The organism is Psychrobacter sp. SC65A.3 (assembly GCF_025642195.1).
GTDB lineage: Bacteria > Pseudomonadota > Gammaproteobacteria > Pseudomonadales > Moraxellaceae > Psychrobacter > Psychrobacter cryohalolentis.
The window spans coordinates 2,923,303-2,945,706 of the sequence record NZ_CP106752.1; the positions used below are offsets into that span (position 1 = coordinate 2,923,303).

Sequence of the window (22,404 nt, forward strand, 5' to 3'; positions counted from 1 at the left end):
TTGTCTCTATGTCCAAAGCCAATTTGACCCATCATTTTTTAATCGCGGCGCCTGAGCTGTCAGACCCACGGTTTGAGCAGGCGCTGATTTATATTTGCCGCCATGATAAACACGGCGCCCTCGGTCTGATGGTCAATCGTCCGTTAGAGCAGGCACGCGTGGGCAAACTGCTAGAAGATCTGGATATTGAGGTTACAGACGCACAGGTGATGGAAGATCTGGCATTAGAAGGTGGACCTATGTACCCTGAGGTTGGCTTTGTACTGCATACAGGGCAGCCAGAATGGGCATCCTCATTTGCCATCTCAGAAAATGTCTGCATCACTACCAGCCAAGATATCCTCAAACGTATTGCAGCCGGTCAAGGCGTTGGTCATTATCAGCTCTGTTTAGGTCATGCCAGCTGGGGTAAAAAACAGCTCGATCGTGAGCTTGCTAACGGCGACTGGCTGGTATGCCCTGCTGATTTAAACTTATTGTTTGATACGCCATTTGAGGAACGTTGGCAAATGGCCGCCGATAAGATTGGGGTCAATTTTGATTATTTAAGCAGCGACATCGGTCATGCTTAATTTCATACGCTGAACGAATACAGAACTAAAACTAGGAAACACCCCTTATTATGGTAGATAGCACTCTTATAAAAGATAGTACTGATACTAGCGTTGCTGAGCCAGCGATTAAGCCACATCTTATCTTAGCCTTAGATTATGGGGTTAAAAAAATGGGCATGGCACTCGGTAATAGCTTGACAGAAACGGCGCGTGCCTTTGATATTTTAGCGATGAATAATGGGCAACCTGATTGGGATAATCTACTCGGTATTATCAAGGTTTGGGGCGTGGCAAAGGTAGTAGTCGGACTGCCGTTAAATATGGACGGTAGCAGCTCTATGCTGTCAAAACGCGCACATAAATTTGCCCGTCGTCTGGCACATAGAATCATGGAGCAGCATTTACCTGTCATCGTATCTCTATGCGATGAGCGCCTAACATCGGTCGCCGCGCGTGAGATAGCATGGGAAAATGGCTGGATTAAACATGAGCGCGCTCCGATTGATGATATCTCTGCCTGTATTTTAATGTCGACCTACTTTGCTGATCCTCATAGCAGTATCGCCATCGACGCCATCAAAGCAGATTAATTGAGCATTAGCTTTCTTTTTAATGTCCCATCAATACCTGATATAGTCGGTTCTACATAAAAGAAATACAAATGTTATCAATCACTACTGGGGTTAATTTTCCTTGCTTGCTGTGCCTACGCAGACAGAGGCTGCGAATAATTAACCCCAGTAGTTCTGTACCCTTTTAAAAGTGAATTAACTGTACCTCCTCAATCCAAACGAATAAATGACTGATTACTATGACCACTGTCTCAGACCACTCTTTGCACAATAGCTCGCGACATGGTTTTGCACCGCTTGCTATTGCGCGTATCAAAGGCGCCCAACGTGTCAACCAAATAGCCGTCTATCTCATTTATGCCGCTATTATTGCTTTTATGGTTTTTGGCACCATTGCTAGTATCAAAGCCTTTCATGACAATCAGCTCCTGTATCAACTATTCTACAACTTACCTTATGCTTTGGTGGCGCTGACCATTCCACTGACGCTATATAATGCCTTTATCATCTATCGCTATCGTCTCAATCAAACCTCGATGGTGATTATGACCATTGGTGTCTCAAGTATTATCCTGATCGGCGGACTGTTATTTGCCGATACGGCTTGGTTAGGATTGGCATCGTGGCTCGGTGTGGCTTTTTTATTTAAGGTGAGCTTTAAGCGCTTCTTTAATTTCTTAGCCCTAGCCGACTTACCTGAGAATCATAACAGCACTGAAAACAATAAAGATATTATCGCTATTGACGCAGAAAATAGGCCTTTATAAAATCATTAGAAAACAAGTATTCAGCTACCAAACTTATCTATTAGGTTTATAAAACAAAATATGACGACTTCAATATTAGACACGACTATTCACCATCATCTAGATACCCAAGGACTGATTTGTCCTGAGCCGGTCATGATGCTACATAAGACGATTCGTAAAGCGGATGGCGGCGATGTGATTGAGATATTAGCCACTGATCCTGCCACTACGCGTGACATTCCTAATTTCTGCCGGCACTTGGGACATACCCTTGTCCATCAAGAAACGCTAAACGATGCGCCAACCTATCGTTATTTAGTCAAGAAAAAGAGCGCTTAGCGCAATATATAATGCAGAAATATCTTTGCATTATAAAAAATACATCATTCACATCTGAAAGGTAGGTCGCGTGTTAGCAACAGAAATACAGTACGTGCAATGGCACGAAAATGAAACCTTATGTCAGGCTCGCTGGTTGTCTCAAAGCAATCATGTGCCGCCTGCACGTATTGTTGTGGTCGACGACAAAACGACAGCCGATGAGGCTTATCGCTTGGCTTGTGCTGGAACGTCAATGCTATGGCGCGGTGACTTTAATAATGCAAGGCAACTGCTGCAAGCCATCACTCGACGCATTGACCGTGCGAATGAGCGTTCTGAGCAGCGTAAAATTAATAAAGCAGCTAATAAAGCAGCTAATAAACCTGCTAAGTCCGCTAAATCTACAGATGAGACTTTGGCACCCTCTAAAGACATCCCTAATCTTTTTCATCAGCAACGCCAAGTCCAATCTCAGCGTTCGCGCCTATTAAGCCGTTTATTATTAGAGCTTGATGCCGGTTATGTCAGCCAGTTACGCCGCGCCCCTGATGTCAGTGCTGCTTGTACCGCTGCTTTTGGTGAGTTGAATGAGTCATGTCTAATTTCATTTCGTGACCTGCAAGGTGCCTTAGGTGCGGCAGGGTGGCGCGTAAAAGGGGTGGCAATCGAAAATTTGGGTTTATCAATCTTCCCACATTATGGCGTCTTTGCACCAACCCGTCATGAATACGTGCAGCTGTTACTCGATGCACCGTTGCCAGCTGTTTATGATGTCGCCTTTGATATCGGTACCGGAACCGGTTTGCTTGCTATTATTCTGGCGCAGCGCGGTGTGAAGCAAGTGATTGGGACAGACTTAAATCCGCGTGCATTAGCCTGCGCTAGTGACAACCTTACACGTTTAGATTTACCTGCAGTGCAATTGCAGCAAGCGGACTTGTATCCGACTGATGCGCCACTGGCTAATCTGCTGGTCTGTAATCCACCTTGGTTGCCTGCCAAGCCAACCTCGCCCTTAGAATTCGCCGTCTATGATGCCAATAGCACGATGTTGCGTGGGTTTTTGCAAGGCGCAAAGCAACATTTAGCTGAGCAAGGAGAGGTCTGGTTGATTCTGTCAGATTTGGCAGAACATTTGCAGTTGCGCAGCCGCGATGAATTATTGGGCTGGTTTGCTAATGCTGGTTTAGAAGTAAAATACCGTCTCGATACCCAACCTAAACACGGTCGAAGCCAAGACGATACTGATCCACTATTTGCAGCGCGTAATGCGGAAGTTACCTCGCTATGGTGTTTGGTAGCTGTTAATACTTAAAGGGTAAAAATGACTTTGCAAAATTTTATTAACTGATAGTCAACTTAATATAAAAAATATCATTTATATCCACTTGTAATTTCTTATACCACTGCCGAGTATGTCTTATGAGCCGCGACCGTGCCGTACAGCAGCGCCAACCAAAAGCGCTGGCCGTAGATGATGAACCGGCTTATATAACCGAATTTCGTCAAGCAATGCTGGCTCGTGGTTTGGCCACGCGTACCCGTAACGCCTATGTGCGTGATTTGCGCTCCTGCGAATTAACCAATCATACGGCATTAACGCGTTGGCAGCCCGAAGATGTGCTGCACTGCCTGTCTATTCTTACTCAAGATGGTAAAACGCCGCGTACGCAAGCGCGCATGCTTTCAAGTTTGCGTCAGTTTTATCTGTGGATGATTGCCAGCAACCTACGTGAAGACAATCCTTGTGAGCGTATCAAAAGCCCAAAACTTGGTCGTCCACTGCCAAAAGATTTGGCAGAAGCTGACGTTGATAATCTCCTTGCCGCGCCCGATAGCAGTACTGCGCTAGGGCTACGTGATAAAGCCATGTTAGAGGTACTTTACGCTTGCGGTTTGCGCGTCAGTGAATTGGTTAATTTGTCTCTTGAACAAGTGAATCTAAACTCAGGCTGGCTACAAATCACGGGGAAAGGCAATAAAACCCGCTTAGTGCCTTTAGGGGAATATGCATCAGATGCGCTTGAAGATTATTTGACGCATGGACGTGGTGATTTGATAGCCTATTTAAAAGCAGGAAATTGCCAAGCAGTGTTTTTAACTGCGCAAGGTGGCTATATGACCCGGCAAAACTTTTGGTATCTGCTAAAGAAATACGCCAAAGTTGCCAGTATTGATAAAGAGCTGTCACCGCATACCTTACGCCATGCTTTTGCTACCCATTTACTCAATCACGGTGCGGATTTACGGAGCGTGCAGTTATTGCTGGGACATAGTGATTTATCGACGACGCAGATATATACCCATGTGGCGACGGCTAGATTGCAAAAACTTCATGCTGAACATCATCCAAGGGGTTAGCTTGCTGATTTACGAGATATTATTACCAATATAAAAACCTATATATTGAAGCAAAAAAACGGCAATATTATAATAATACTGCCGTTTTTTCATACTTAATAGCAACGTAATCTTGCTTATATGCTATAGCGATAATGAGGACAAGCCTGCATATTCTGTGCCTTTTGATAGTACATAACGCTTACTGGTTTCCCCATCCGTTAAGAAGCCACCAAACGTCTGTGATACAGCGCTAAACAGAATAATACTGACAGCAGACAATGCTTCTTCAGCCAACTCTGTGGTATTTAATAGCTCTTTGGCTTTGGCCACACTAATCACAGCACAGCTTTCATTTTCACTAAGACGAGGCTTGCTCTCTTCATTATAGTTTTTATAACAAAAAGCGATAGACACATATTCATCACAACCAGATAGCTCAGCCAAATAAGCTTTGTCGATAGTTTTTACTGCTTCCACACATTTGACACCCGGCTGTTTTTTGAGAGGCTTAATACGCTTACTATGTACAATATGAATAAATGTTTCTTGCGCTGGATTTATTTTCGTTTTGATTTTAGACTTCATATTTAAGCATCCTTTCTAATTAAGTAAAGCTTGGTGAGTTTAATCTTAGTAAGCTGGTACAACTCCTAGTATGACCGTAATTCTTCATATCAAGAAGACACTACAATAAATAGTTGACCAATTAGTTAGCTTTATTAGTATTCCATAGCTTCAATAAGGATGCTATAGCATTTACGATATAAATGCGTAAACGGGTAACTTCAACCTGACATAAATCTGATAATGGTTCCTGTCAAATACCCCTCCTTTAGTGCCCATCACAATTTCCACTAATACGTAGCTGCAAATCTTCCCTTTTATCGTTACAATACTCATCATAATGTGCACCCTGTTCATTTGAGCAATGCACCACCTTTTACTTATCTATAATCCGAGAATTCCATGAGCCATAGACCACCTAGCGATCTATTAGAAAAAGCCAAATACTGGCGCGAAGATATTAATTTTCGCGAAGACGTACTCGGCAAGCCGTTTGATTTTGCGACCACGTGGGGTATTTTTTCACCACAAAAGCTCGATGACGGTAGCTTGATGTTACTTGATTATGTGGATTTTCAGGCGGATGATGACTCGATAGATTTGGGCTGTGGCTACGGCGTTCTGGGTATGGCAGCAGCGCGCGAATGTCCTAATGGTCAGCATACTTTGATTGATAAAGACTTTATGGCAGTAGAATATGCGCGCCTTAATTGTGAAAAGAATGGTCTAAAAAATGTCGATGTACATTTATCAAATGGCTTTAATCACGTGGCCAAAGACAAAGACTTTAGCCTTGTGATGTCAAACTTACCAGCTAAAGTAGGCAAAGAGCAGCATTACCTTTATTTCCTAGATGCTCATGCGCGTATGCGTAAAGGTGGACGCTTTTACGTGGTGACGATTAATGGCTTACGTCAATTTATGAAACGCTCATTTACCGAAGTCTTTGGTAATAGTGAAAAGGTAAAACAGGGCAAGACTTATACGATTACCATGGCAACCAAAGATTAAACGCTAGAATCAGACAAATAAAAAGCACGCTAAATTATAAGGATTTAGCGTGCTTTTTTATGGCTAAACTTTTAGATTTACCTCATTTTGAGAGTTACATCTGCCGTTTCAGTAAATATCCACCCAACAATGCACTGGCAATAATCGGTAATATCACCATCAGTAGCGGCGAAAAGCCTGTCGCCAGCGAGACAAAACCGACCAAATCCTGTACATAGCTAAATAGCAGCCCAAACAATAATGCCACGACAATTCGCAAGCCGAGACTGTGCGTACGCAGGGAGCCAAAGACAAACGAGCAGGCGACAATCACTAGTGACAGAATTGATAAAGGTGATAATAGCTTTTGCCAAAACGCCAGCTCATGACTTAAAGAGCGAGTGCCTTGTTGACGCATAAACAGACGATGCTCATAAAGTTGCGTAAGAGATAAATCCTCAGCTTGACGCGTGAGCAAATACACAGACTCAGGGGCAAACGGTAAACTCAATGTGTCTGTGGGCGATATGGCTTGGCTACTTTCAAAGCCTTGATTAATCATCAGCTTGGTCATATTGTTCAGCTGCCACTCATAACGATATTGCTCGCTCGGCTTGCTGCTAGCGGTAGCAAGCGCCTCGCGCCCGATATATTTACCACCTTCAGCATGAATGGCGGTTTGCAAGTTGCCGTTATTATCTAAGTGCCAACGCTTTACCTGACCGATATTCCCTTTGACATCAGCATAATCGATATACAAGATATCACTACCATCCGGCTTGGCACTGCCGTCTTTTGTATTCTCAAAGCGTGGTTGCACTGTCCAGTAACCGCGTACTGAAGTCACTAGCGAGCTGTTATCCTCACTATTAATCTCATTTGCCAATTGATTGGAATACGGCAACACAAACTGGTTAATGAATAATGCTAATACTACAAAAATCATAGCTGGCTGCAATACCCAACTGACGATTCGATAAACGCTAATACCCGCAGCTCGCATGACGACCAGCTCACTGTTATTGGCCAGCAAGCCCAAACCAACGACCGCACCCAATAATGCCCCTGTTGGGATAAATTGCTCTAAAAAATAAGGCGAGCGATAAAAGATATATCTGATTGCCTCTCCCATCGTATAGCTAGCATCTAGCGAATCAAGCTCAGATAAATAAGAGAATACCAGCTGTAATGCCCACAATCCTATGACCGCAGCGATAATCGCCAGCAAGGCATTTAGTTTCACATAGCGGCTAAGCACTTTGAGGTTAGTCGGTTTTGGGCTAAGTAGAGATTTAGCATTTGGCGAATTCGGCTTCGATGATTTAGAGAATAGAGCACTCATTAGGATTGCCCTCCTTGTGAGCTACTATTTTGATTGTCGGTAACCGTCAAAAGCTCATTTTCTGGCTTGCGAAAGCGCAATCGGTGCTGCACGCGGCTACCCCAATTCATATACAGTGCCAATGCCATAAATCCTAAGATGAGCCATGCATAAGCCCACACGCTTACACTGCCTTTACCGACAGCATTTTTGAGTGAGATGATACCGAGTGCGCAGCTGACAAACAGTAAAATAGAGGGAAATAGGCGTAACCAACGACCTTGACGTGGACGAACTTGCGCCAGTGGTACGGCGAGCATCGGCGCAATAATCATCAGCCATGGTAACGATAAACGATAACCAAGCTCGCCTTGGGCCGCACGCATGGCATTATTACTGCCCACTTGCGCATTGCCTGTTGCCGCTTGCCATAACGGTCCAATCGCTTGCGTCTCGATATTGTCTTCAGTGATGACTTCTTTCGACGACTCCGTCAAGGTAATACGATAGCGATCAAAACCTACTTGATTGTATTTCAAGCTACCAGCCCCGACTTCATAACGGCGACCTTGGAACAAATCCAATTGGGTTACGCCACTATTGCCCGTATCTACTTGTTCAGCACGTTTGGCAAGCGTAATCGTGTCTTTGCTAATATTATTATTGGCAAGCGCTGTGGGCAATTCTGGAATATTGAGCTGTTCGGTAGTTTCGACATCGATGTTATTTTCAAGATCCATGGTACTATTTTTAGCAGTATTATTTTTAGCCCCACTGCCCTTTTTTTCAGGCTCAGACTGAATCAATATCACATCTTGTAATTGTTTTTTATCATCACTTAAACTGCCCACATACAGATGATAATTGCCACTGCTAATAAATTGATTGGGGCGAATTAAGTCAAAGGCACTGGTCAACGCTTGCTGTTGCCAGACATTCTCAGATGAACGCACGCCCCATGGCTTACCAACGATGGATAATGCTGCCTCACCAACGAACAATGCCAAAATCAATGGCGTCATCAAGCGCCCAAGCCGACCGCGCGACACGCCACTGGCATTAATCACTGCCATTTCTTGATCAACATACAGGCGCCCAAATACCAGCATTAACGCAATAAAAAACGCTAATGGTAGGATAAGCTCTAAGAAATACGGTAGGTTATAACCAATGATGGTAAACAGCAAGCCGATGTCTAAATTACCTTCAGCTGCGATACCAAAATAGCGTATCAAACGTCCGCCAAGCATCATTACCACTAAAAACCCCAAGACCAATGCGGTCGTTGAGGCAACTTGTTGGGTCATATAGCGGCGTAATATCACAGTAGGCACTCTTAGCGGTTGTAGAAGTTGGCGTTCGTGCGGTTCATCGCATCTGTATTAATAAGGACAGTTAAGCTTGACCAGAGACGATAGGCATAACCGCTAATGCTAGCATATTTCTAGAAAAAATAGCGTGGAAATGTGTTTGAAAACATTACCTAGCCGTTATCAATAACGCATTTAGTACTCACTCATCAACAGGGTTAAATGGGGACGTAACTGCGCTATTTAAAACCTAATCGCATTATATAAGATATAAGCGCTTTAACTCAGACATCACGATTAAGTCTCTCATGCATGCTTTCTAACTGAATTTGTGTACTGTACGTATCACGTACTGAATACTATCAGCATTAGTTGTTAGTATTTAACGTTAGTTCCCATTCAAAATTATCTAAGATTTAGCATCTACACTTATATCGTCTATTAATTAACGGAGCATAAAATGTCTATTCCCTCTACTTTACTTGGATTAGCTGGTGGTCAATTTAATGAGATTGATTGGTCAAATTGCGCTATCGTCATGATTGATTTTCAGAATGAATATGTTGACGGCGCGATGCCGTTAGGTGATGCCGGTAATAAAGCCACTGCGAACGCGCGCCTGCTACTCGATAGAGCTAGAAACGAAGCTATCCCGATATTTCATGTTACTCATCACGGGCAGGATAATGATAAAATTTTCAATCCATTATCATCAAAAGTAGATATTATTAATAGCCTGCAGCCCATTAATGACGAAAAAACCATTGTTAAAATGCACCCTAATGCATTTTATGATACCGAGCTGCAAGCGCTAATAAAATCGGCTGGTAAGCAACAAATTATTTTTGCAGGCTTTATGAGCCATATGTGCGTCAGCTCAAGCGTCAGAGCAGCCTTTGATTTGGGTTTTGAAAATTTCGTGTGTCATGATGCTTGTGCCACGCGCGATCTGCCTAGTGTTGCAGGACAAGTCATAACGGCTAGTACTGTGCATGATAGTGCGATGGCTGCACTTCAAGATAGATTTGCCGCTCTAGTAGCGACTGATAAGTTGACTAACAGCTAACGACAGACGCTAAAATAATGCAAGAAATAGCTCCAGAAACATTACCTAACCCTTGCTAACTGCGTACTGTGTGCCGATATGCTACACTACTATGCTTGCTTGATAGGCATGCTATTTAAGATAAGTAGCAGTTAGAATACACTATCGATTCAAAGGCGTTAGCAGTTGAAATTTGATATCTTTTTAAATTTGACACCTTACTGTATTCACGCTTTTAAAAAAATGCATTCATCTAATAAGGATAACAATATATGAATATTAAATTAACGCAAAGTTTACCGAAAACCCATACACAAAAAATTCTTAAAAAAGAAGCTAAAAGTAAAGACGCCGCTTGCCTTGTCGTCTTAATCGATGATAAGAAAAACATCTTAGCTGAGTCGGTATTAAGTGATTATCAAACCCGTATTGAGCAATTGATTGAAGTATCGCACTTTAATGGCAAAGCTTGTGAGACAGTTGCTGACTATGCGTTGGCTGGCGATAAAAAAACCACTAAAGAAAATCCAGTACAGCTGTTATTGGTCGGTGTGGGTAATGTTGATAAATTGCGTCATAGCGTTCTAGAAAAAATTGCCAATACCATTTATAAGAGCACGCAAAAGCGTGTTGACTCTATCACTGTTGCGCTGGGCGATGCTTTAGAAGAAAACCATTTTAGTCAATTCGCGCTGAGCCTACTGGCAGCAAGCTATCGTTTTGACAAGTACAAATCTGAGCAGCAAACGCCTGTTTTAACGGATATTTACTTACTGGCAGAGCCATCTTTAGAGGAATCGTTAAACTTTGCACAAGCGGTCTTTACTGGTCAAAGCTTAACCCGTGACGTCGCCAATGAGCCGGGTAATATCTGTTTCCCAGCGTATATGGCTGAGCAAGCACAGGAATTGGCAGCCACCTATCCTGACCTATTAAAAGTCACTGTATTAGGTGAAGACGAGATGTCAGCATTAGGTATGAACTGCTTCTTATCAGTCGCGCAAGGCTCGACCAAAGAGGGCAAGCTGGTGTTAATGGAATATCGTGGCAAGTCTAATTTTAGCGTCAATGCTGATGGCGATACTAGTAAAGCCATTACCAACAGCGCAAAAGTAGCGGGTGGTCTAAAAGCATTGGCTGATAAGTTACCAACCAAAGCTGCTAGCAAAAAAGCCGCGAAACAAGATAGTAATGACGATGTGCAAGTTGCAAATGACGACTCGCCTATCGTACTGGTTGGTAAAGGCGTCACCTTCGATTCAGGTGGTATCTCAATCAAACCGGGTGCGGCGATGGATGAGATGAAATTTGATATGGGCGGTTCTGCTGCGGTACTCGGTACCCTAAAAGCATTATGTGAAGCGCGTCTACCTATCAACGTCGTCGGTGCGCTAGCTTGTGCTGAAAATATGCCATCAGGAGAGGCGACGCGTCCTGGCGATATCATCATAGCAATGAACGGTAAGTCAGTTGAGATATTAAATACCGATGCTGAAGGTCGTTTAGTATTGTGCGATACCTTGTGCTACGTACAGAAGTATTATCAGCCAAAAGCCATCATCGATGTCGCAACCTTGACTGGTGCTTGTGTGGTCGCTTTGGGTCATGTCCGCTCAGCAGTCTTTAGTAATGACGAAGATGTGTTGTTCGACTTAGAAAACGCGAGTCATTTATCGGGTGATCTTATCTGGCACATGCCAATGGATGACGAGTATCAAGCGCAGATTGACTCGCCTATCGCTGATATTCAAAATATCGGTGGTAAAGGTGCTGGCGCTGTGACTGCCGCATGTTTCTTATCGCGCTTTATAGAAGAAGGCCAAGCATGGGCGCATTTAGACATCGCTGGTACGGCATGGATTTCAGGTCAAGACAAAGCTGCGACTGGTCGTCCTGTACCGTTGTTTATGCAATATCTGAGAAATAGTGTAAACATGGCATAACTTATTAATGAAAACCAATTAATGAAAATTAGTTTATGAACGTTAGCTTCTATGTATTAACTGAGAATAAAGCCCAAGATTTCTTGGGCTTTATTTGTCAGCTGACCCAAACCGCGCTTAATAAAAGCAATCAATCGTTGTTAATTCTTATCGACGATGATGAATTGCTATCGACGCTTGATAAGGCATTATGGGCGCAAGAGGCTACTAGCTTTATCCCACATCAACGCCTTTTGAATGCTGATACTGATATCAACCATAAAGCGTTAGCGCCTGTACTTCTTAGCAATTATATACCTGCTAACTTTAAAGGTATGGTTCTTAATACCACTATACATCCAGTAAGCACTTTTATGACAGCTACTATCAATGCGAAACCTACTCGCGTCCTTGAGCTGATAAAACCTGATGCAGCTAGTGTGCAAGAAGGTCGTCATAAATATAAAAGCTATCAACAACTCGGCTATGAGCTGACCCACTTTAAAGTTTAATTCTTCAAACCGCTTTATTTGTTACGGTAAAATCATTCTTTTTGTCACATATAACGCCTTTTCTTTAGCTCTACCAGCCCAGTCAGATGCGGGTTAAAGGTAGGCGCTTATCCCAAAAAATGCTACCATCCTCCGATTATTTTTCTGTTTTCGCTATAAATATCTTATTTATTGACAAGGTTGAGGGTGTATAGATGCGTTCATTGATTGCGATGTACCAGCGTATAGGACTGGTACCGCTTATTATTATCGGTTTAGTATTAGGGGTATTAATAGGTTGGTTGGCACCAAATGTTGGTATTGCATTAGGATTATTGGGTACTTTATTTGTGGGGGCACTAAAAGCCGTCGCGCCGATACTGGTATTCGTTTTGGTCATGGCAGCCATTAGCCAACATCGTAGTGGCAACGAGGTCTATGTTAAACCCGTGCTGATCATGTATATGTTTGGCACTTTTTTAGCAGCGCTGACTGCTGTAGGGGCAAGCTTCTTATTTCCAACCGAGCTGGTTTTAGTCAATGCGGTAATTGAACAAGTACCGCCAGCAAATTTAAAAGAAGTGTTGACCAACTTGCTGATGAATTTGGTCGCCAACCCCGTTCAGGCTATCGCTGAAGCCAACTATATTGGTATTTTGGCATGGGCAATTATCATTGGTTTTGCTTTACGTCAGGCGAGTGATACTGCTCGTACCGTGGTCGGGGATTTTTCTGATGCCATCTCACAAGTGGTAAAATGGGTTATTGCCTTAGCGCCTTTTGGTATTTTGGGTTTGGTTGCCAATACGGTTGCTGAGACAGGCTTTGAAGCTTTAGCTGGCTATGCACGCATCTTGATGGTATTGGTCGGTTGTATGCTATTTATCGCGCTAGTCGTCAATCCGCTCATTATCTTAGTTAAGACAGGAAAAAATCCTTATCCGCTCGTGTTTATCTGCTTACGTGAGTCTGGTATCACCGCCTTCTTTACCCGCTCATCAGCGGCAAATATCCCTGTCAATATGAACCTTGCGCGTAAATTGGGTCTACATGAAGACACCTATTCAGTGACTATTCCACTGGGTGCTACCATCAATATGGCGGGCGCTGCAATCACCATTAACGTTTTAACGCTTGCTGCTGCTCATACGCTCGGTATCGAAGTGACGTTTGCCTCAGCACTGCTATTAAGCTTGGTCGCGACGATTAGTGCCTGCGGCGCATCTGGTGTTGCTGGTGGTTCATTGCTACTGATTCCATTAGCGGCAAGCCTATTTAGTATTCCAAATGACATTGCGATGCAAGTGGTCGCTATTGGCTTCATCATCGGCGTCATACAAGATTCTGCAGAAACTGCTTTGAACTCATCAACAGACGTCTTATTTACCGCTGCTGCTGATCCAAAATATGCTCGTTAATTTGCTATAAAATCGTATGCTTAAATGCTAAAGAGCTCAATAAATGATTGGGCTCTTTTTTATGATCGGCTTTCACTGTTCATTTAACTATTTTAATTGGTCAATCGTGACTTCAATAACAGGTGCTTGCATACCCAATTGACGTTTTAATTGGCGCAGTTGCTCGATTTCATCTAGCAGCTCAAGTATCAGACCAATTGCTGGCACGCTGGCTTCAAAGTCGCGACTTAGGCGGGACGCACGGCGCACAGTCGTCAGCTGATAGCCAGTAAACTGCTCGCGCTCTGGTACATCATATTCGATGATGTTCTCTTCAATCAGCTCGATCACCCACTGGCGCTCTTGACCACAGGCAGATATCAGCTCATCTAAGCTCATGATAATGTCATTAAATTCAGGCGAGTGTTTCATGGCGATTATCCTCGTTTTTCTTTATTTTATCGTTATCGTCTACATCTCTATTAGGGTATTAAACGGCTTTTATAAATCTATTTGTTTATCGCTCAATGGTTGTGTCAGTGAAGGCTTTTTTTAGTGCTTCATAAGCATTGGTAGCGGCTTCACTATTGATATCCGGATTGACAATATTTAGGGTTAAGTATAAATCGCCTGCTTCTTTAGCAGGAATACCTTTGCCTTTTAGACGTAAATTACTACCTGACTTGCTGTTTTTAGGAATTGTCACACCTAGTGTGCCCGCTGGCGTACTAACATTAATTTTTTCACCCAGTGCTGCCTCCCATGGGGCGATGTTTACAGTTTGGTAAATATCTGCGCCTTCGATACGGATATTTGAAGCATGACTGATCTTAACCTTTAAAAATAAATCACCATTTTTACCATTACCGCTGCCAGCTGCTCCTTGTCCAGCTAATCGAATTTGCTTGCCATCCGTAATGCCTTTAGGAATTTTAATTTTAAGGGTCTTATTATCGTAGCCCACACTGCCATTTGGCTGACGCACCGGAACATTTAACTTAATACTATAGTCATCACCGTTATAGACTGAAGCCAAATCAACCGTAATCTCGGCATGTTGATCTTGACCTTTGCTATCTTGGTTGCCAAAGCCGCCATACTGTGACTGACCACCCGCCTGTCCACTATTTTGTCCGCGTGCGCCGCGTCCAAATGCCGAAAAAATATCATCGAAGCGGAAACCTCCATCGCCGTAAGCCTCACCTTCCCCAAACTGATCTTTGATATCTTCCCAACGGAAGCCGCCCTGACCAGCACCTGCTTGCCCGCCAAAACCGCCACCTTGACCAGCAAAAGGATTGTTTAGCATCGCATCATATTCAGCACGCTTGTCCTTATCTCTGATGGTTTCATAAGCATTATTAATCTCAGCAATCTTATTATCGGCATCTGGCGCATCGCTGACATCCGGATGATATTGACGGACGAGCTTACGATATCTTTTTTTAATATCGGCGTCTGAGGCGTCTTTGTTGACCCCTAAAATGTCATAGTAGTTTTTTTCTGCCATGTTATGTTCCTCAAAATAAGATCTATTAATAATAATGAAATGCCAATTGTAAACGCTAGTAATCGAAATTAGGTTGGCGATATAACAGATTGTGACCCTAGTCTACTTATAATGATAGCGCTAAAAAAACCAAATACCGTTATAGAAATATTACCAATATAGGGGATTCAACTTAAAAGCGATACCGTGCGCTTGCTATACATTATTATCGTCTCTGCTAGACGGATAATAGTATGCAAGGGATCTCTGTCTCTAAAACATACTAGTTAATACGAAAAATTTTTACTTTCAACTGATTTTATAATGAGAGAATCGACCAATAAATTGTTTATATTAACAGCAATCTAAATATAGCAAAATAGGTATATATATCATAACTTACTGTTAAAACAGCGTTTTTGACCTAAAGAGTTTTTTTACAGAGCTGTAAGAATGTGAAAAGTTATTTCTTGTATGATGTTTTATATTATTTGTACTCATAGGGAGTATGCATAACATAGGCAAGAGTATCTGTCTATTTCTTCAATAGCGAAAAGGTTTTAAATGTCTTATTTAATCAAGTCTTTAGTCATCACTTTATCAATACTATTGAGCGCCACTGCTTTCGCCGGCAATACCAGCTACTACGGTAGCAAGTTCCACGGTAAGCGTACGGCAAGTGGTAGTATCTTCAATATGAACTCCCTGACAGCTGCACATAGAACGCTGCCGTTTGGTACGAAGGTACAAGTGACCAACAAAAAGACAAAGCAGAGTGTGATTGTGAAAATTACAGATAGAGGGCCTTTTATACGAGGTCGCATCCTTGATTTATCTAAAGCTGCTGCTGGTCAAATAAACTGTCAGCTTTGTACTACTACGATGGAAATCCTATCTTATGGTGATGGTCGATATCGTAGAGAGTAAGGCAATAAAGTAAAAAAAAGGGAAGGCGTAAGCCTTCCCTTTTTTAATGACTGAGTTTTATCGCTTGGTTTCGATTAAAAACCAATTGATAAAAACTTCACTATATTAGTCGATATTGGCTTCCATTTCTTCTAAGGTTGTCATTGCCAGTAGCAATTTTTCTTCATGTTGACTATGTTGTTGCTGTAGCGCGGTTTGCTCATTCAGCAATACCATCAAATCAGCCTTACGACTTTCTTCATAAAGATCCGTATTCGCCAGCTTTTCTTCTAACACCAGCAGCTTTCCATCAATTGTTGCCAAGGTCTTTTCTGTATTTTCAATATCACGGCGAATAGGCGCGGTTAATTTGCGTTGCTCAGCCGCCAGCTTGCGCTGTGCATCTTTACCCACTTGCTTGCTTGCTTGGCTACCTACTGAATTGGCATCTGTTTCACGTGAAACAAACTTCTTACTCTCTTTTTTGCTTTTCTTCTTACTGGTATTTTTGTCTTGCGAATTTTCTTGTTTACGTTTTTCAGCAAGCCATTTACCATAATCACTGATGTCACCATCGAACTCATCGATTTGACCATCATGTACCAAAAATAGCTCATCACAGACATTGGCAATCAACTCGCGGTCATGCGAGACCAGTACTACTGCCCCTTCAAAGCCTTGCAAAGCAATGGTCAAGGCTTGACGCATTTGTAAGTCTAAATGGTTGGTTGGTTCATCGAGTACCAGCACGTTCGGACGTTGCCAAACAATCAAAGCCAATGTTAAGCGCGCACGCTCACCACCAGAAAATAGCTCGCTTATGGTATCGATACGGTCGCCACGGAAATCAAAGCTACCCAAAAACGAGCGTAACATCGCATCAGACGTTTTGCCTGCTAAACGACGCAACATCTCTATCGGCGTTGCCTTCGGATCAAGGATATCCATTTGATGCTGGTTAAAGTAGCCAAGCTTTAGCGTATCAGAAACGTTATAACTGCCCTTTAATACGCCAAGCTCACCGACCAAGGCTTTAATCAAGGTCGACTTACCAGCGCCATTCATTCCAAGCAGCCCAATACGAGTATCAGGAGTGACTTGTACGTTGGCATTATAAAGTAGCGGCGTGTCGCTATAACCAATATCTGCATCGGTCAACTCAATCAATGGCGAGCTCATATTAGCCGGCTCATAAAAGCGGAACGAAAACGGGTTATCTGCCATCATCGGCGACAGCTCAGCCATGCGCTCAAGCTGCTTGATACGGCTCTGCGCTTGCTTTGCTTTACTGGCTTTAGCACGGAAACGACGAATAAAGTCATCCAAATGTGCTTTGGTCGCTTCTTGCTTCTCAAAAGCTTGTTGCTGCTGCGCCATACGCTCATGACGGGTTCGAATAAACTGCTGATAGTTACCGGTATAAAGGGTGATTTTTTGCTGCTCAACGTGCAAGATATGACCAACGGTGTTATCTAAGAACGTTTGATCATGTGAGATCACGATGACCAAACCAGTAAAAGCATTAATCCACGTCTCAAGCCACAAGATAGCATCCAAATCCAAATGGTTGGTTGGTTCATCGAGTAGCATCAAGTCAGCGCGGCTCATCAAGGTCTTAGCAAGGTTTAAGCGCATACGCCAACCCCCCGAAAACCCTTCTACCGGTAGCTCATGCTGGTTAGTATTAAAACCAAGTCCTGCCATGATTTGCGCGGCTTTGGTTGGTGTACGATAACCATCAATCTCATCAAATTGCTGATGCAGCACACCAATCTGCTCATCACTGACGCTGCTTAAGTCACTCAAAGTAGCATTAATCTCGTACCACTGCTCATCACCGCTTAACACATAATCAATCGCCGTCTGTGTGGTCGCGCCAACTTCCTGCGCCATATGCGCCACATGCCAGCTATCGGGGATACTCACTTCACCCCTATCAAGGGTCACTTCGGTATCGCCGGTACCCATTCGTGTCAATAACAAGGCAAATAAGGTCGATTTTCCGGTCCCGTTATTGCCCGTTAAGCCAACTTTGTGGCCCGGATGTAGCTGGAAGCTTGCCCCTGCAAACAACTCACGACCATCACGGCGAACACCAACGTCTTTAAATTCGATCATATAATTTCTTCATCTCAGCGGTAATATAAAACATAAGGCAATAGGAAAAACACTTATCTGGCGTGTTTACTGGCGGCTATTATTTCAAACGCCTAACCGATAGGCAAACAATTAAATAAGTATTTTAAATTCAAACCTTTATACTGCTACTAATTCCCTTGTATTAACAAACAACAAAGGGCATATATAAGTACGTTATAATAGCAAACGCTACTGTTACCCTTGACAAATCAATCATTAGCCCAACTATGTTATACTAGCAAAACACTATTGACATCAGGCAGTTAAGTGCTGATATTCTCCGTTAAAGCTTAGTTACTATGCTGTCTATATCGCAGTGGTTGTCCAAAAATAGCGATACCTTGCATAAAGAATAGTGCAGTTGCCGGTAGGTCATGAATAGCAGCTATGAAAAGCTACTGGCAAGTCATCTTAGCCTGTATCAATAGACGACCTCGCATACGTAAAAATAATAACATCTGATTTTAGCAATTGAGGTAGATATGAACCAACCAGCCAACCAATTTAATCCAAGCTCAAGCCAACCTGTCGATCCAACTGTATTGAACCTGACTGACAGTGCGGCGCAAAAAGTCCGTCGCCTGCGTGAAGAAGAAGGTGATAGCAACTTGATGCTACGCGTCTATGTCACTGGCGGCGGCTGCTCGGGCTTTTCTTATGGCTTTAACTTCGCCAATGAGCTCAATGAAGATGATGCCAACTTCGATAATAACGATGTGACCTTGGTCGTTGACTCATTAAGCTATCAATACCTGCAAGGCTCTACCGTTGATTATACCGAAGGCTTGGAAGGCGCACGCTTTATCGTGACCAATCCTAATGCGACGACCACTTGTGGCTGCGGCTCGTCATTCTCGATCTAAATACTCGCTTCGGTATATCTCAATATCCAATGACTATATAAAGAATTATTCTGCTATGGCACTTACCCGATTGGTAGGTGCTTTTTATTTCAGATATTTTTCCTGTAAAAATTTGGGTGCATTGGCTATTGATAAAAATAGAGTTGCCCTCCATAAAAGCTTTCAAGAAAATAAGCACAAACGATCAATTAAAGTCACAACTTTCTTAGGGCTTTACTGCTACTTTATGGCTAGATTTTCTGCCAAACAGTGTGGAATTCACCTTCAGTAAAACTGACCGTATTTGTAATCGTGCGTGGTTTTTAGCCTGTCTTTGGGCTAAACTGAAGTCACTATTCTCTATTTTCCGATTAGCCATTGATGGTTTTTTAATCAATAATAACCAATAATAACAGATGATCCTTATGAGTAATTTTGCGAGTAGCTTTGTCGATTTTGATATTCCAAACTGGTTTGCCAGCGAGCATTTAGCAGGCATGTTACGTGGTATCGAAAAAGAAGGATTGCGCGTGACGCCTGATGGTTATTTAGCCCAAACGCCGCATCCTGCCAAACTCGGCTCCAAGCTGACTCATCCTTTTATTACGACGGATTACTCTGAAAGCTTACTTGAGCTGATTACCGACCCCAAGTCATCACCAAAAGAGACGCTAAATATGCTGCGTCAGCTGCATCTATTGGTCTATAAAGGTATGCCTGAAGATGAGCTGATGTGGCCGCTGTCTATGCCTTGTATGCTGTCATCAAATGATGAAGATATTCCGCTGGCGGACTATGGTAGCTCTAACACGGGTAAATTGAAAACTTTGTACCGTAGTGGACTTGGTGTTCGTTATGGTCGCCGGATGCAGACCATTGCAGGTTTACATTATAATTTATCATTTGGTGACGATTTATTCACTGCATGGCAAACACAAACGCCTACTGCACAATCTCTGACATTAACAGAGTTTAAAAACGATAAATATCTGGGTCTGATTCGTAACTTTAAGCGCCTGACCAGTTTGGTGCTGTATTTATTGGGCGCAAGTCCCAGTGTTTGCCCTTGTTTTGTTTCAGGGATTGAGCACGACCTTGAGATGTTCAATAATTCAACCTATTATAAACCAACTGCTACCAGCCTGCGTATGGGCAAACTTGGCTATACCAATAGCGTGCAAGAGCACCTTGATATCCGCTACAACAATTTGCCTGAATATGTCAAAGGTCTGCGCCGTGCGATTCAAACCCCGCACGAAAGCTTTGAGAAACTCGGCTTAGATGACGAGAATGGCAATCCTATTCAAATCAACAATCATATTTTACAAATAGAAAATGAATACTACAGCCCTATTCGTCCTAAGCAAATAGCCATGAGTGGCGAAAGCCCAACTGAAGCACTTGAGCGTCGTGGTATCGCTTATGTTGAGTTTCGTGCGATTGATTTGGACCCTTATAGCGATATCGGTATCCGCTTATCTAGTGCCTGCTTTTTAGAAGTGATGGCGCTTTATTGCTTGCTTAGTGATTCCCCTGAATTAATGCCTGAGGAAGAAGATGCGCTCGCTATCAATCTTGAGCGCGTCGTTAATGAAGGTCGCCGTGAAAATCTACAAATCCTTAATAATGGTGCCGAGCAATCATTAGAGAGCTGGATGCTAATGCATTTGAACCGTATGCAGCCGTTAGCTGCACTATTAGATGCACACTATGGCGGCAATGATTATCGGGCGGCTGTTGCCTTGATGCAAGGCAAAGCTGGTCACTCTGAGTCAACTATTTCAGCGCAAGTGAACTCTGATAGCAAGCGCTTGGGCAGTTTATGGCAGTTGGGCTTTACCTTAGCGCAGCAGCATCGCGACTCACTACTACAGCAGACGCTCAGTCCAAATACCCAAGCAAAATATGAAGTGCTCGCCGAAAAATCTATCTTACAACAAGCGGAGATAGAAGCAGCTGAAACAGAAGATTTCATGGATTTCTTGCAGCAATATCGTTAATCTTTCATATCTTTCTGTCCTTTATTAACAAGCACTTTATAAGAGTATCTGCCCCATGCTACAGCTAACCACTTACCGCAATCTGCAAGTGTTTTTAGTCATAATGACCGCGATAGGCATGAGCTTTGCACTATTTTTCTTACAGCGTTATATGGGGTTCTCACCTTGCCCGCTTTGTATTTTTCAGCGGATTGGTCTAATGATCATGGGCGGGTTTGCTTTAATCGCCGCTTTGTTTCAGCCAAAATCGATGGTTATCAGACTACTACTTTGGCTTGGTAGCTTAGCGGGTATCGGCTGGGCGGCGATAGTTGCAGGACGTCATGTTTGGCTACAGCATTTACCAGCAGATCAAGTCCCGTCATGTGGTCCGGGCTTGGATTATTGGCTTGACACCTTGCCTATGCAGCAGGTATTAAAAGAAGTGTTTGCGGGCTCTGGTGAATGCGCCTCTATTGACTGGACGTTTCTGGGCTTAAGCATCCCTGAACAATCCTTGATTTTATTTAGTATTCTCATACTGACCCATTTGCTTATCTTGTGGCGTATCGTACGTCCTGCTACTCCTAAGCCTCTCGCTCGATAAATAACGAACGGCGCGCTATTCATAGTTTCTCCATTTTTATCACATAATTTAACGAAATCAAGCTCGCAACGCGGGCTTATTGTCGTTACTCTAGTCGTTTTCGTTCTATGTGGTTTTTACGCTGATTTTAGAGTCAAAATGACATCAGTTGTAATTAGCAATATTGTTTAAAAATCTGCTCTGTGGTAATACTATGATAAATTTTTCGCCTGTATTTTCTGCTTCCTCGCTTAACAACCGCTGTCTACGCCTATTATTAGCCGTACCGGTCTGTATCGCCTTGGTGAGTTGTGACAGTGCTTCTTCTTCTACAAATAAAAATACCCAAGGTACGCCGATTAACAGCGACCAAAGTAACGTTTTGAATAATGATGAGCCTGCCTTAGAAGACAATAGTGCTAAAGCATTAGCTAATGAAGACAGTGATCAAGAAGGACAGGCACTTATTGCAGCAGCAAACTCGAATGATAACTCAGCACGTTCACCAATGATTTCAGCAGCCAATAGCGACAGTATGTTGCAAGCGACCTTGATGGGCGATTATGGTGGCGTTGTCCCCTGCCCATCTTGTGGCAGTATCGACCTCACGCTAAACTTATTCGCTGACGGTTCAGTATTAAAAACCAGTGTTTTTAATCAGGCCAAAACGCCGCAACCGCCTTTGGTAGAATCCGGTGTCTATCGTCAAGACAATGATGTAATTACTATCGTTTATGAGAAAAAAAATATCGAAACCTATCAAATTCAAGACAATCACTTGATCATGATGGATGAGTATAAAAATCCTGATGAAAACTATGCTTTAGCACGTCAATAAATGCCTGAATAGTAACGCCATATAGCATCTTTGAGATAACACTAAA

Annotated in this window: 22 protein-coding genes; 16 read left to right on the plus strand and 6 right to left on the minus strand. The window is 42.9% G+C overall.

Annotated features, from left to right (window positions below; genetic code table 11):
- The first annotated feature begins 8 nt into the window (after positions 1–8).
- The 6 genes from OEG80_RS12395 to xerD all read left to right on the plus strand — a co-directional run bounded on the left by OEG80_RS12395 (position 9) and on the right by xerD (position 4,557).
- Entirely contained in the window at positions 9–572 is a 564-nt protein-coding gene (locus tag OEG80_RS12395; protein WP_011512437.1) for a YqgE/AlgH family protein, read from the plus strand.
- 50 nt (positions 573–622) lie between these two features.
- Positions 623–1,144, plus strand: a complete 522-nt coding sequence (ruvX, locus tag OEG80_RS12400; RefSeq protein WP_020442455.1) for a Holliday junction resolvase RuvX — start codon at positions 623–625, stop codon at positions 1,142–1,144.
- 221 nt (positions 1,145–1,365) lie between these two features.
- A complete protein-coding gene (locus OEG80_RS12405; RefSeq protein ID WP_263241077.1) occupies positions 1,366–1,893 on the plus strand; it encodes a hypothetical protein in 528 nt (175 codons plus the stop codon).
- 60 nt (positions 1,894–1,953) lie between these two features.
- Positions 1,954–2,214 carry a sulfurtransferase TusA gene (gene tusA, locus OEG80_RS12410; RefSeq protein WP_020442453.1) on the plus strand — a complete coding sequence of 87 codons (261 nt, stop codon included), beginning with the start codon at positions 1,954–1,956 and terminating at the stop codon, positions 2,212–2,214.
- A gap of 70 nt (positions 2,215–2,284) precedes the next feature.
- A complete protein-coding gene (locus OEG80_RS12415) occupies positions 2,285–3,511 on the plus strand; it encodes a class I SAM-dependent methyltransferase (protein ID WP_263241079.1) in 1,227 nt (408 codons plus the stop codon).
- A 107-nt stretch (positions 3,512–3,618) separates the two neighbouring features.
- Positions 3,619–4,557, plus strand: coding sequence for a site-specific tyrosine recombinase XerD (gene xerD / locus OEG80_RS12420; protein WP_263241081.1), 939 nt, complete (start codon positions 3,619–3,621; stop codon positions 4,555–4,557).
- A gap of 123 nt (positions 4,558–4,680) precedes the next feature.
- Here the strand turns inward: xerD and OEG80_RS12425 are convergent, their stop codons facing one another.
- A complete protein-coding gene (locus OEG80_RS12425; RefSeq protein WP_181209334.1) occupies positions 4,681–5,124 on the minus strand; it encodes a hypothetical protein in 444 nt (147 codons plus the stop codon).
- A gap of 381 nt (positions 5,125–5,505) precedes the next feature.
- Between OEG80_RS12425 and OEG80_RS12430 the strand changes: the two genes are divergently transcribed.
- Positions 5,506–6,114, plus strand: coding sequence for a class I SAM-dependent methyltransferase (locus OEG80_RS12430; RefSeq protein WP_020442451.1), 609 nt, complete (start codon positions 5,506–5,508; stop codon positions 6,112–6,114).
- 94 nt (positions 6,115–6,208) lie between these two features.
- On the opposite strand, the gene lptG is transcribed toward OEG80_RS12430, so the two are convergent.
- Both lptG and OEG80_RS12440 read right to left on the minus strand, forming a co-directional pair.
- The gene (gene lptG, locus OEG80_RS12435) at positions 6,209–7,435 is read right to left on the minus strand and encodes an LPS export ABC transporter permease LptG (protein WP_263241083.1); all 1,227 of its coding nucleotides are present in this window, start codon (positions 7,433–7,435) and stop codon (positions 6,209–6,211) included.
- The gene (locus tag OEG80_RS12440; RefSeq protein ID WP_263241084.1) at positions 7,435–8,721 is read right to left on the minus strand and encodes an LPS export ABC transporter permease LptF; all 1,287 of its coding nucleotides are present in this window, start codon (positions 8,719–8,721) and stop codon (positions 7,435–7,437) included. The genes lptG and OEG80_RS12440 overlap by 1 nt, the downstream gene beginning before the upstream one ends.
- Before the next feature lie 463 nt (positions 8,722–9,184).
- Between OEG80_RS12440 and OEG80_RS12445 the strand changes: the two genes are divergently transcribed.
- The 4 genes from OEG80_RS12445 (at position 9,185) to sstT (ending at position 13,600) form a co-directional block, all read left to right on the plus strand.
- The gene (locus OEG80_RS12445) at positions 9,185–9,790 is read left to right on the plus strand and encodes a cysteine hydrolase family protein (RefSeq protein ID WP_263241086.1); all 606 of its coding nucleotides are present in this window, start codon (positions 9,185–9,187) and stop codon (positions 9,788–9,790) included.
- 251 nt (positions 9,791–10,041) lie between these two features.
- Complete coding sequence (locus tag OEG80_RS12450; protein ID WP_263241088.1) at positions 10,042–11,712, plus strand: leucyl aminopeptidase; 1,671 nt, start codon at positions 10,042–10,044, stop codon at positions 11,710–11,712.
- 35 nt (positions 11,713–11,747) lie between these two features.
- A complete protein-coding gene (locus OEG80_RS12455) occupies positions 11,748–12,203 on the plus strand; it encodes a DNA polymerase III subunit chi (RefSeq protein ID WP_020442446.1) in 456 nt (151 codons plus the stop codon).
- Between the two features lie 194 nt (positions 12,204–12,397).
- Positions 12,398–13,600 carry a serine/threonine transporter SstT gene (gene sstT / locus OEG80_RS12460; protein WP_011512424.1) on the plus strand — a complete coding sequence of 401 codons (1,203 nt, stop codon included), beginning with the start codon at positions 12,398–12,400 and terminating at the stop codon, positions 13,598–13,600.
- 87 nt (positions 13,601–13,687) lie between these two features.
- Here sstT and OEG80_RS12465 read toward each other — a convergent pair whose 3' ends face one another.
- Positions 13,688–14,011, minus strand: a complete 324-nt coding sequence (locus OEG80_RS12465) for a chaperone modulator CbpM (RefSeq protein ID WP_263241089.1) — start codon at positions 14,009–14,011, stop codon at positions 13,688–13,690.
- An 85-nt stretch (positions 14,012–14,096) separates the two neighbouring features.
- Positions 14,097–15,089, minus strand: coding sequence for a DnaJ C-terminal domain-containing protein (locus OEG80_RS12470; protein ID WP_263241090.1), 993 nt, complete (start codon positions 15,087–15,089; stop codon positions 14,097–14,099).
- Between the two features lie 543 nt (positions 15,090–15,632).
- On the opposite strand from OEG80_RS12470, the gene OEG80_RS12475 reads away from it, so the two are divergent.
- On the plus strand, positions 15,633–15,995 hold the full coding sequence (locus tag OEG80_RS12475; RefSeq protein WP_011512421.1) for a septal ring lytic transglycosylase RlpA family protein: 363 nt from the start codon (positions 15,633–15,635) through the stop codon (positions 15,993–15,995).
- 105 nt (positions 15,996–16,100) lie between these two features.
- Here the strand turns inward: OEG80_RS12475 and OEG80_RS12480 are convergent, their stop codons facing one another.
- Positions 16,101–18,092 carry an ATP-binding cassette domain-containing protein gene (locus OEG80_RS12480; protein ID WP_263241091.1) on the minus strand — a complete coding sequence of 664 codons (1,992 nt, stop codon included), beginning with the start codon at positions 18,090–18,092 and terminating at the stop codon, positions 16,101–16,103.
- Positions 18,093–18,595: 503 nt separating this feature from the next.
- Between OEG80_RS12480 and erpA the strand changes: the two genes are divergently transcribed.
- The 4 genes from erpA (at position 18,596) to OEG80_RS12500 (ending at position 22,358) form a co-directional block, all read left to right on the plus strand.
- A complete protein-coding gene (gene erpA, locus OEG80_RS12485; RefSeq protein WP_011279349.1) occupies positions 18,596–18,976 on the plus strand; it encodes an iron-sulfur cluster insertion protein ErpA in 381 nt (126 codons plus the stop codon).
- Between the two features lie 395 nt (positions 18,977–19,371).
- Entirely contained in the window at positions 19,372–20,955 is a 1,584-nt protein-coding gene (gshA, locus tag OEG80_RS12490; protein WP_410477354.1) for a glutamate--cysteine ligase, read from the plus strand.
- A 55-nt stretch (positions 20,956–21,010) separates the two neighbouring features.
- The gene (locus OEG80_RS12495) at positions 21,011–21,541 is read left to right on the plus strand and encodes a disulfide bond formation protein B (protein ID WP_263241093.1); all 531 of its coding nucleotides are present in this window, start codon (positions 21,011–21,013) and stop codon (positions 21,539–21,541) included.
- A gap of 193 nt (positions 21,542–21,734) precedes the next feature.
- Entirely contained in the window at positions 21,735–22,358 is a 624-nt protein-coding gene (locus tag OEG80_RS12500) for a copper resistance protein NlpE (RefSeq protein WP_263241094.1), read from the plus strand.
- Positions 22,359–22,404: the final 46 nt, after the last annotated feature.

Excerpts from the sequence above, each read along its gene's own strand:
- OEG80_RS12395 (WP_011512437.1), top strand. The coding sequence starts at position 9 with ATGTCCAAAGCCAATTTGACCCATCATTTTTTAATCGCGGCGCCTGAG.
- ruvX (WP_020442455.1), top strand. The coding sequence starts at position 623 with ATGGTAGATAGCACTCTTATAAAAGATAGTACTGATACTAGCGTTGCT.
- OEG80_RS12405 (WP_263241077.1), top strand. The coding sequence starts at position 1,366 with ATGACCACTGTCTCAGACCACTCTTTGCACAATAGCTCGCGACATGGT.
- tusA (WP_020442453.1), top strand. The coding sequence starts at position 1,954 with ATGACGACTTCAATATTAGACACGACTATTCACCATCATCTAGATACC.
- xerD (WP_263241081.1), top strand. The coding sequence starts at position 3,619 with ATGAGCCGCGACCGTGCCGTACAGCAGCGCCAACCAAAAGCGCTGGCC.
- OEG80_RS12425 (WP_181209334.1), bottom strand. The coding sequence starts at position 5,124 with ATGAAGTCTAAAATCAAAACGAAAATAAATCCAGCGCAAGAAACATTT.
- OEG80_RS12430 (WP_020442451.1), top strand. The coding sequence starts at position 5,506 with ATGAGCCATAGACCACCTAGCGATCTATTAGAAAAAGCCAAATACTGG.
- lptG (WP_263241083.1), bottom strand. The coding sequence starts at position 7,435 with ATGAGTGCTCTATTCTCTAAATCATCGAAGCCGAATTCGCCAAATGCT.
- OEG80_RS12440 (WP_263241084.1), bottom strand. The coding sequence starts at position 8,721 with ATGACCCAACAAGTTGCCTCAACGACCGCATTGGTCTTGGGGTTTTTA.
- OEG80_RS12445 (WP_263241086.1), top strand. The coding sequence starts at position 9,185 with ATGTCTATTCCCTCTACTTTACTTGGATTAGCTGGTGGTCAATTTAAT.
- OEG80_RS12450 (WP_263241088.1), top strand. The coding sequence starts at position 10,042 with ATGAATATTAAATTAACGCAAAGTTTACCGAAAACCCATACACAAAAA.
- OEG80_RS12455 (WP_020442446.1), top strand. The coding sequence starts at position 11,748 with ATGAACGTTAGCTTCTATGTATTAACTGAGAATAAAGCCCAAGATTTC.
- sstT (WP_011512424.1), top strand. The coding sequence starts at position 12,398 with ATGCGTTCATTGATTGCGATGTACCAGCGTATAGGACTGGTACCGCTT.
- OEG80_RS12465 (WP_263241089.1), bottom strand. The coding sequence starts at position 14,011 with ATGAAACACTCGCCTGAATTTAATGACATTATCATGAGCTTAGATGAG.
- OEG80_RS12470 (WP_263241090.1), bottom strand. The coding sequence starts at position 15,089 with ATGGCAGAAAAAAACTACTATGACATTTTAGGGGTCAACAAAGACGCC.
- OEG80_RS12475 (WP_011512421.1), top strand. The coding sequence starts at position 15,633 with ATGTCTTATTTAATCAAGTCTTTAGTCATCACTTTATCAATACTATTG.
- OEG80_RS12480 (WP_263241091.1), bottom strand. The coding sequence starts at position 18,092 with ATGATCGAATTTAAAGACGTTGGTGTTCGCCGTGATGGTCGTGAGTTG.
- erpA (WP_011279349.1), top strand. The coding sequence starts at position 18,596 with ATGAACCAACCAGCCAACCAATTTAATCCAAGCTCAAGCCAACCTGTC.
- gshA (WP_410477354.1), top strand. The coding sequence starts at position 19,372 with ATGATCCTTATGAGTAATTTTGCGAGTAGCTTTGTCGATTTTGATATT.
- OEG80_RS12495 (WP_263241093.1), top strand. The coding sequence starts at position 21,011 with ATGCTACAGCTAACCACTTACCGCAATCTGCAAGTGTTTTTAGTCATA.
- OEG80_RS12500 (WP_263241094.1), top strand. The coding sequence starts at position 21,735 with ATGATAAATTTTTCGCCTGTATTTTCTGCTTCCTCGCTTAACAACCGC.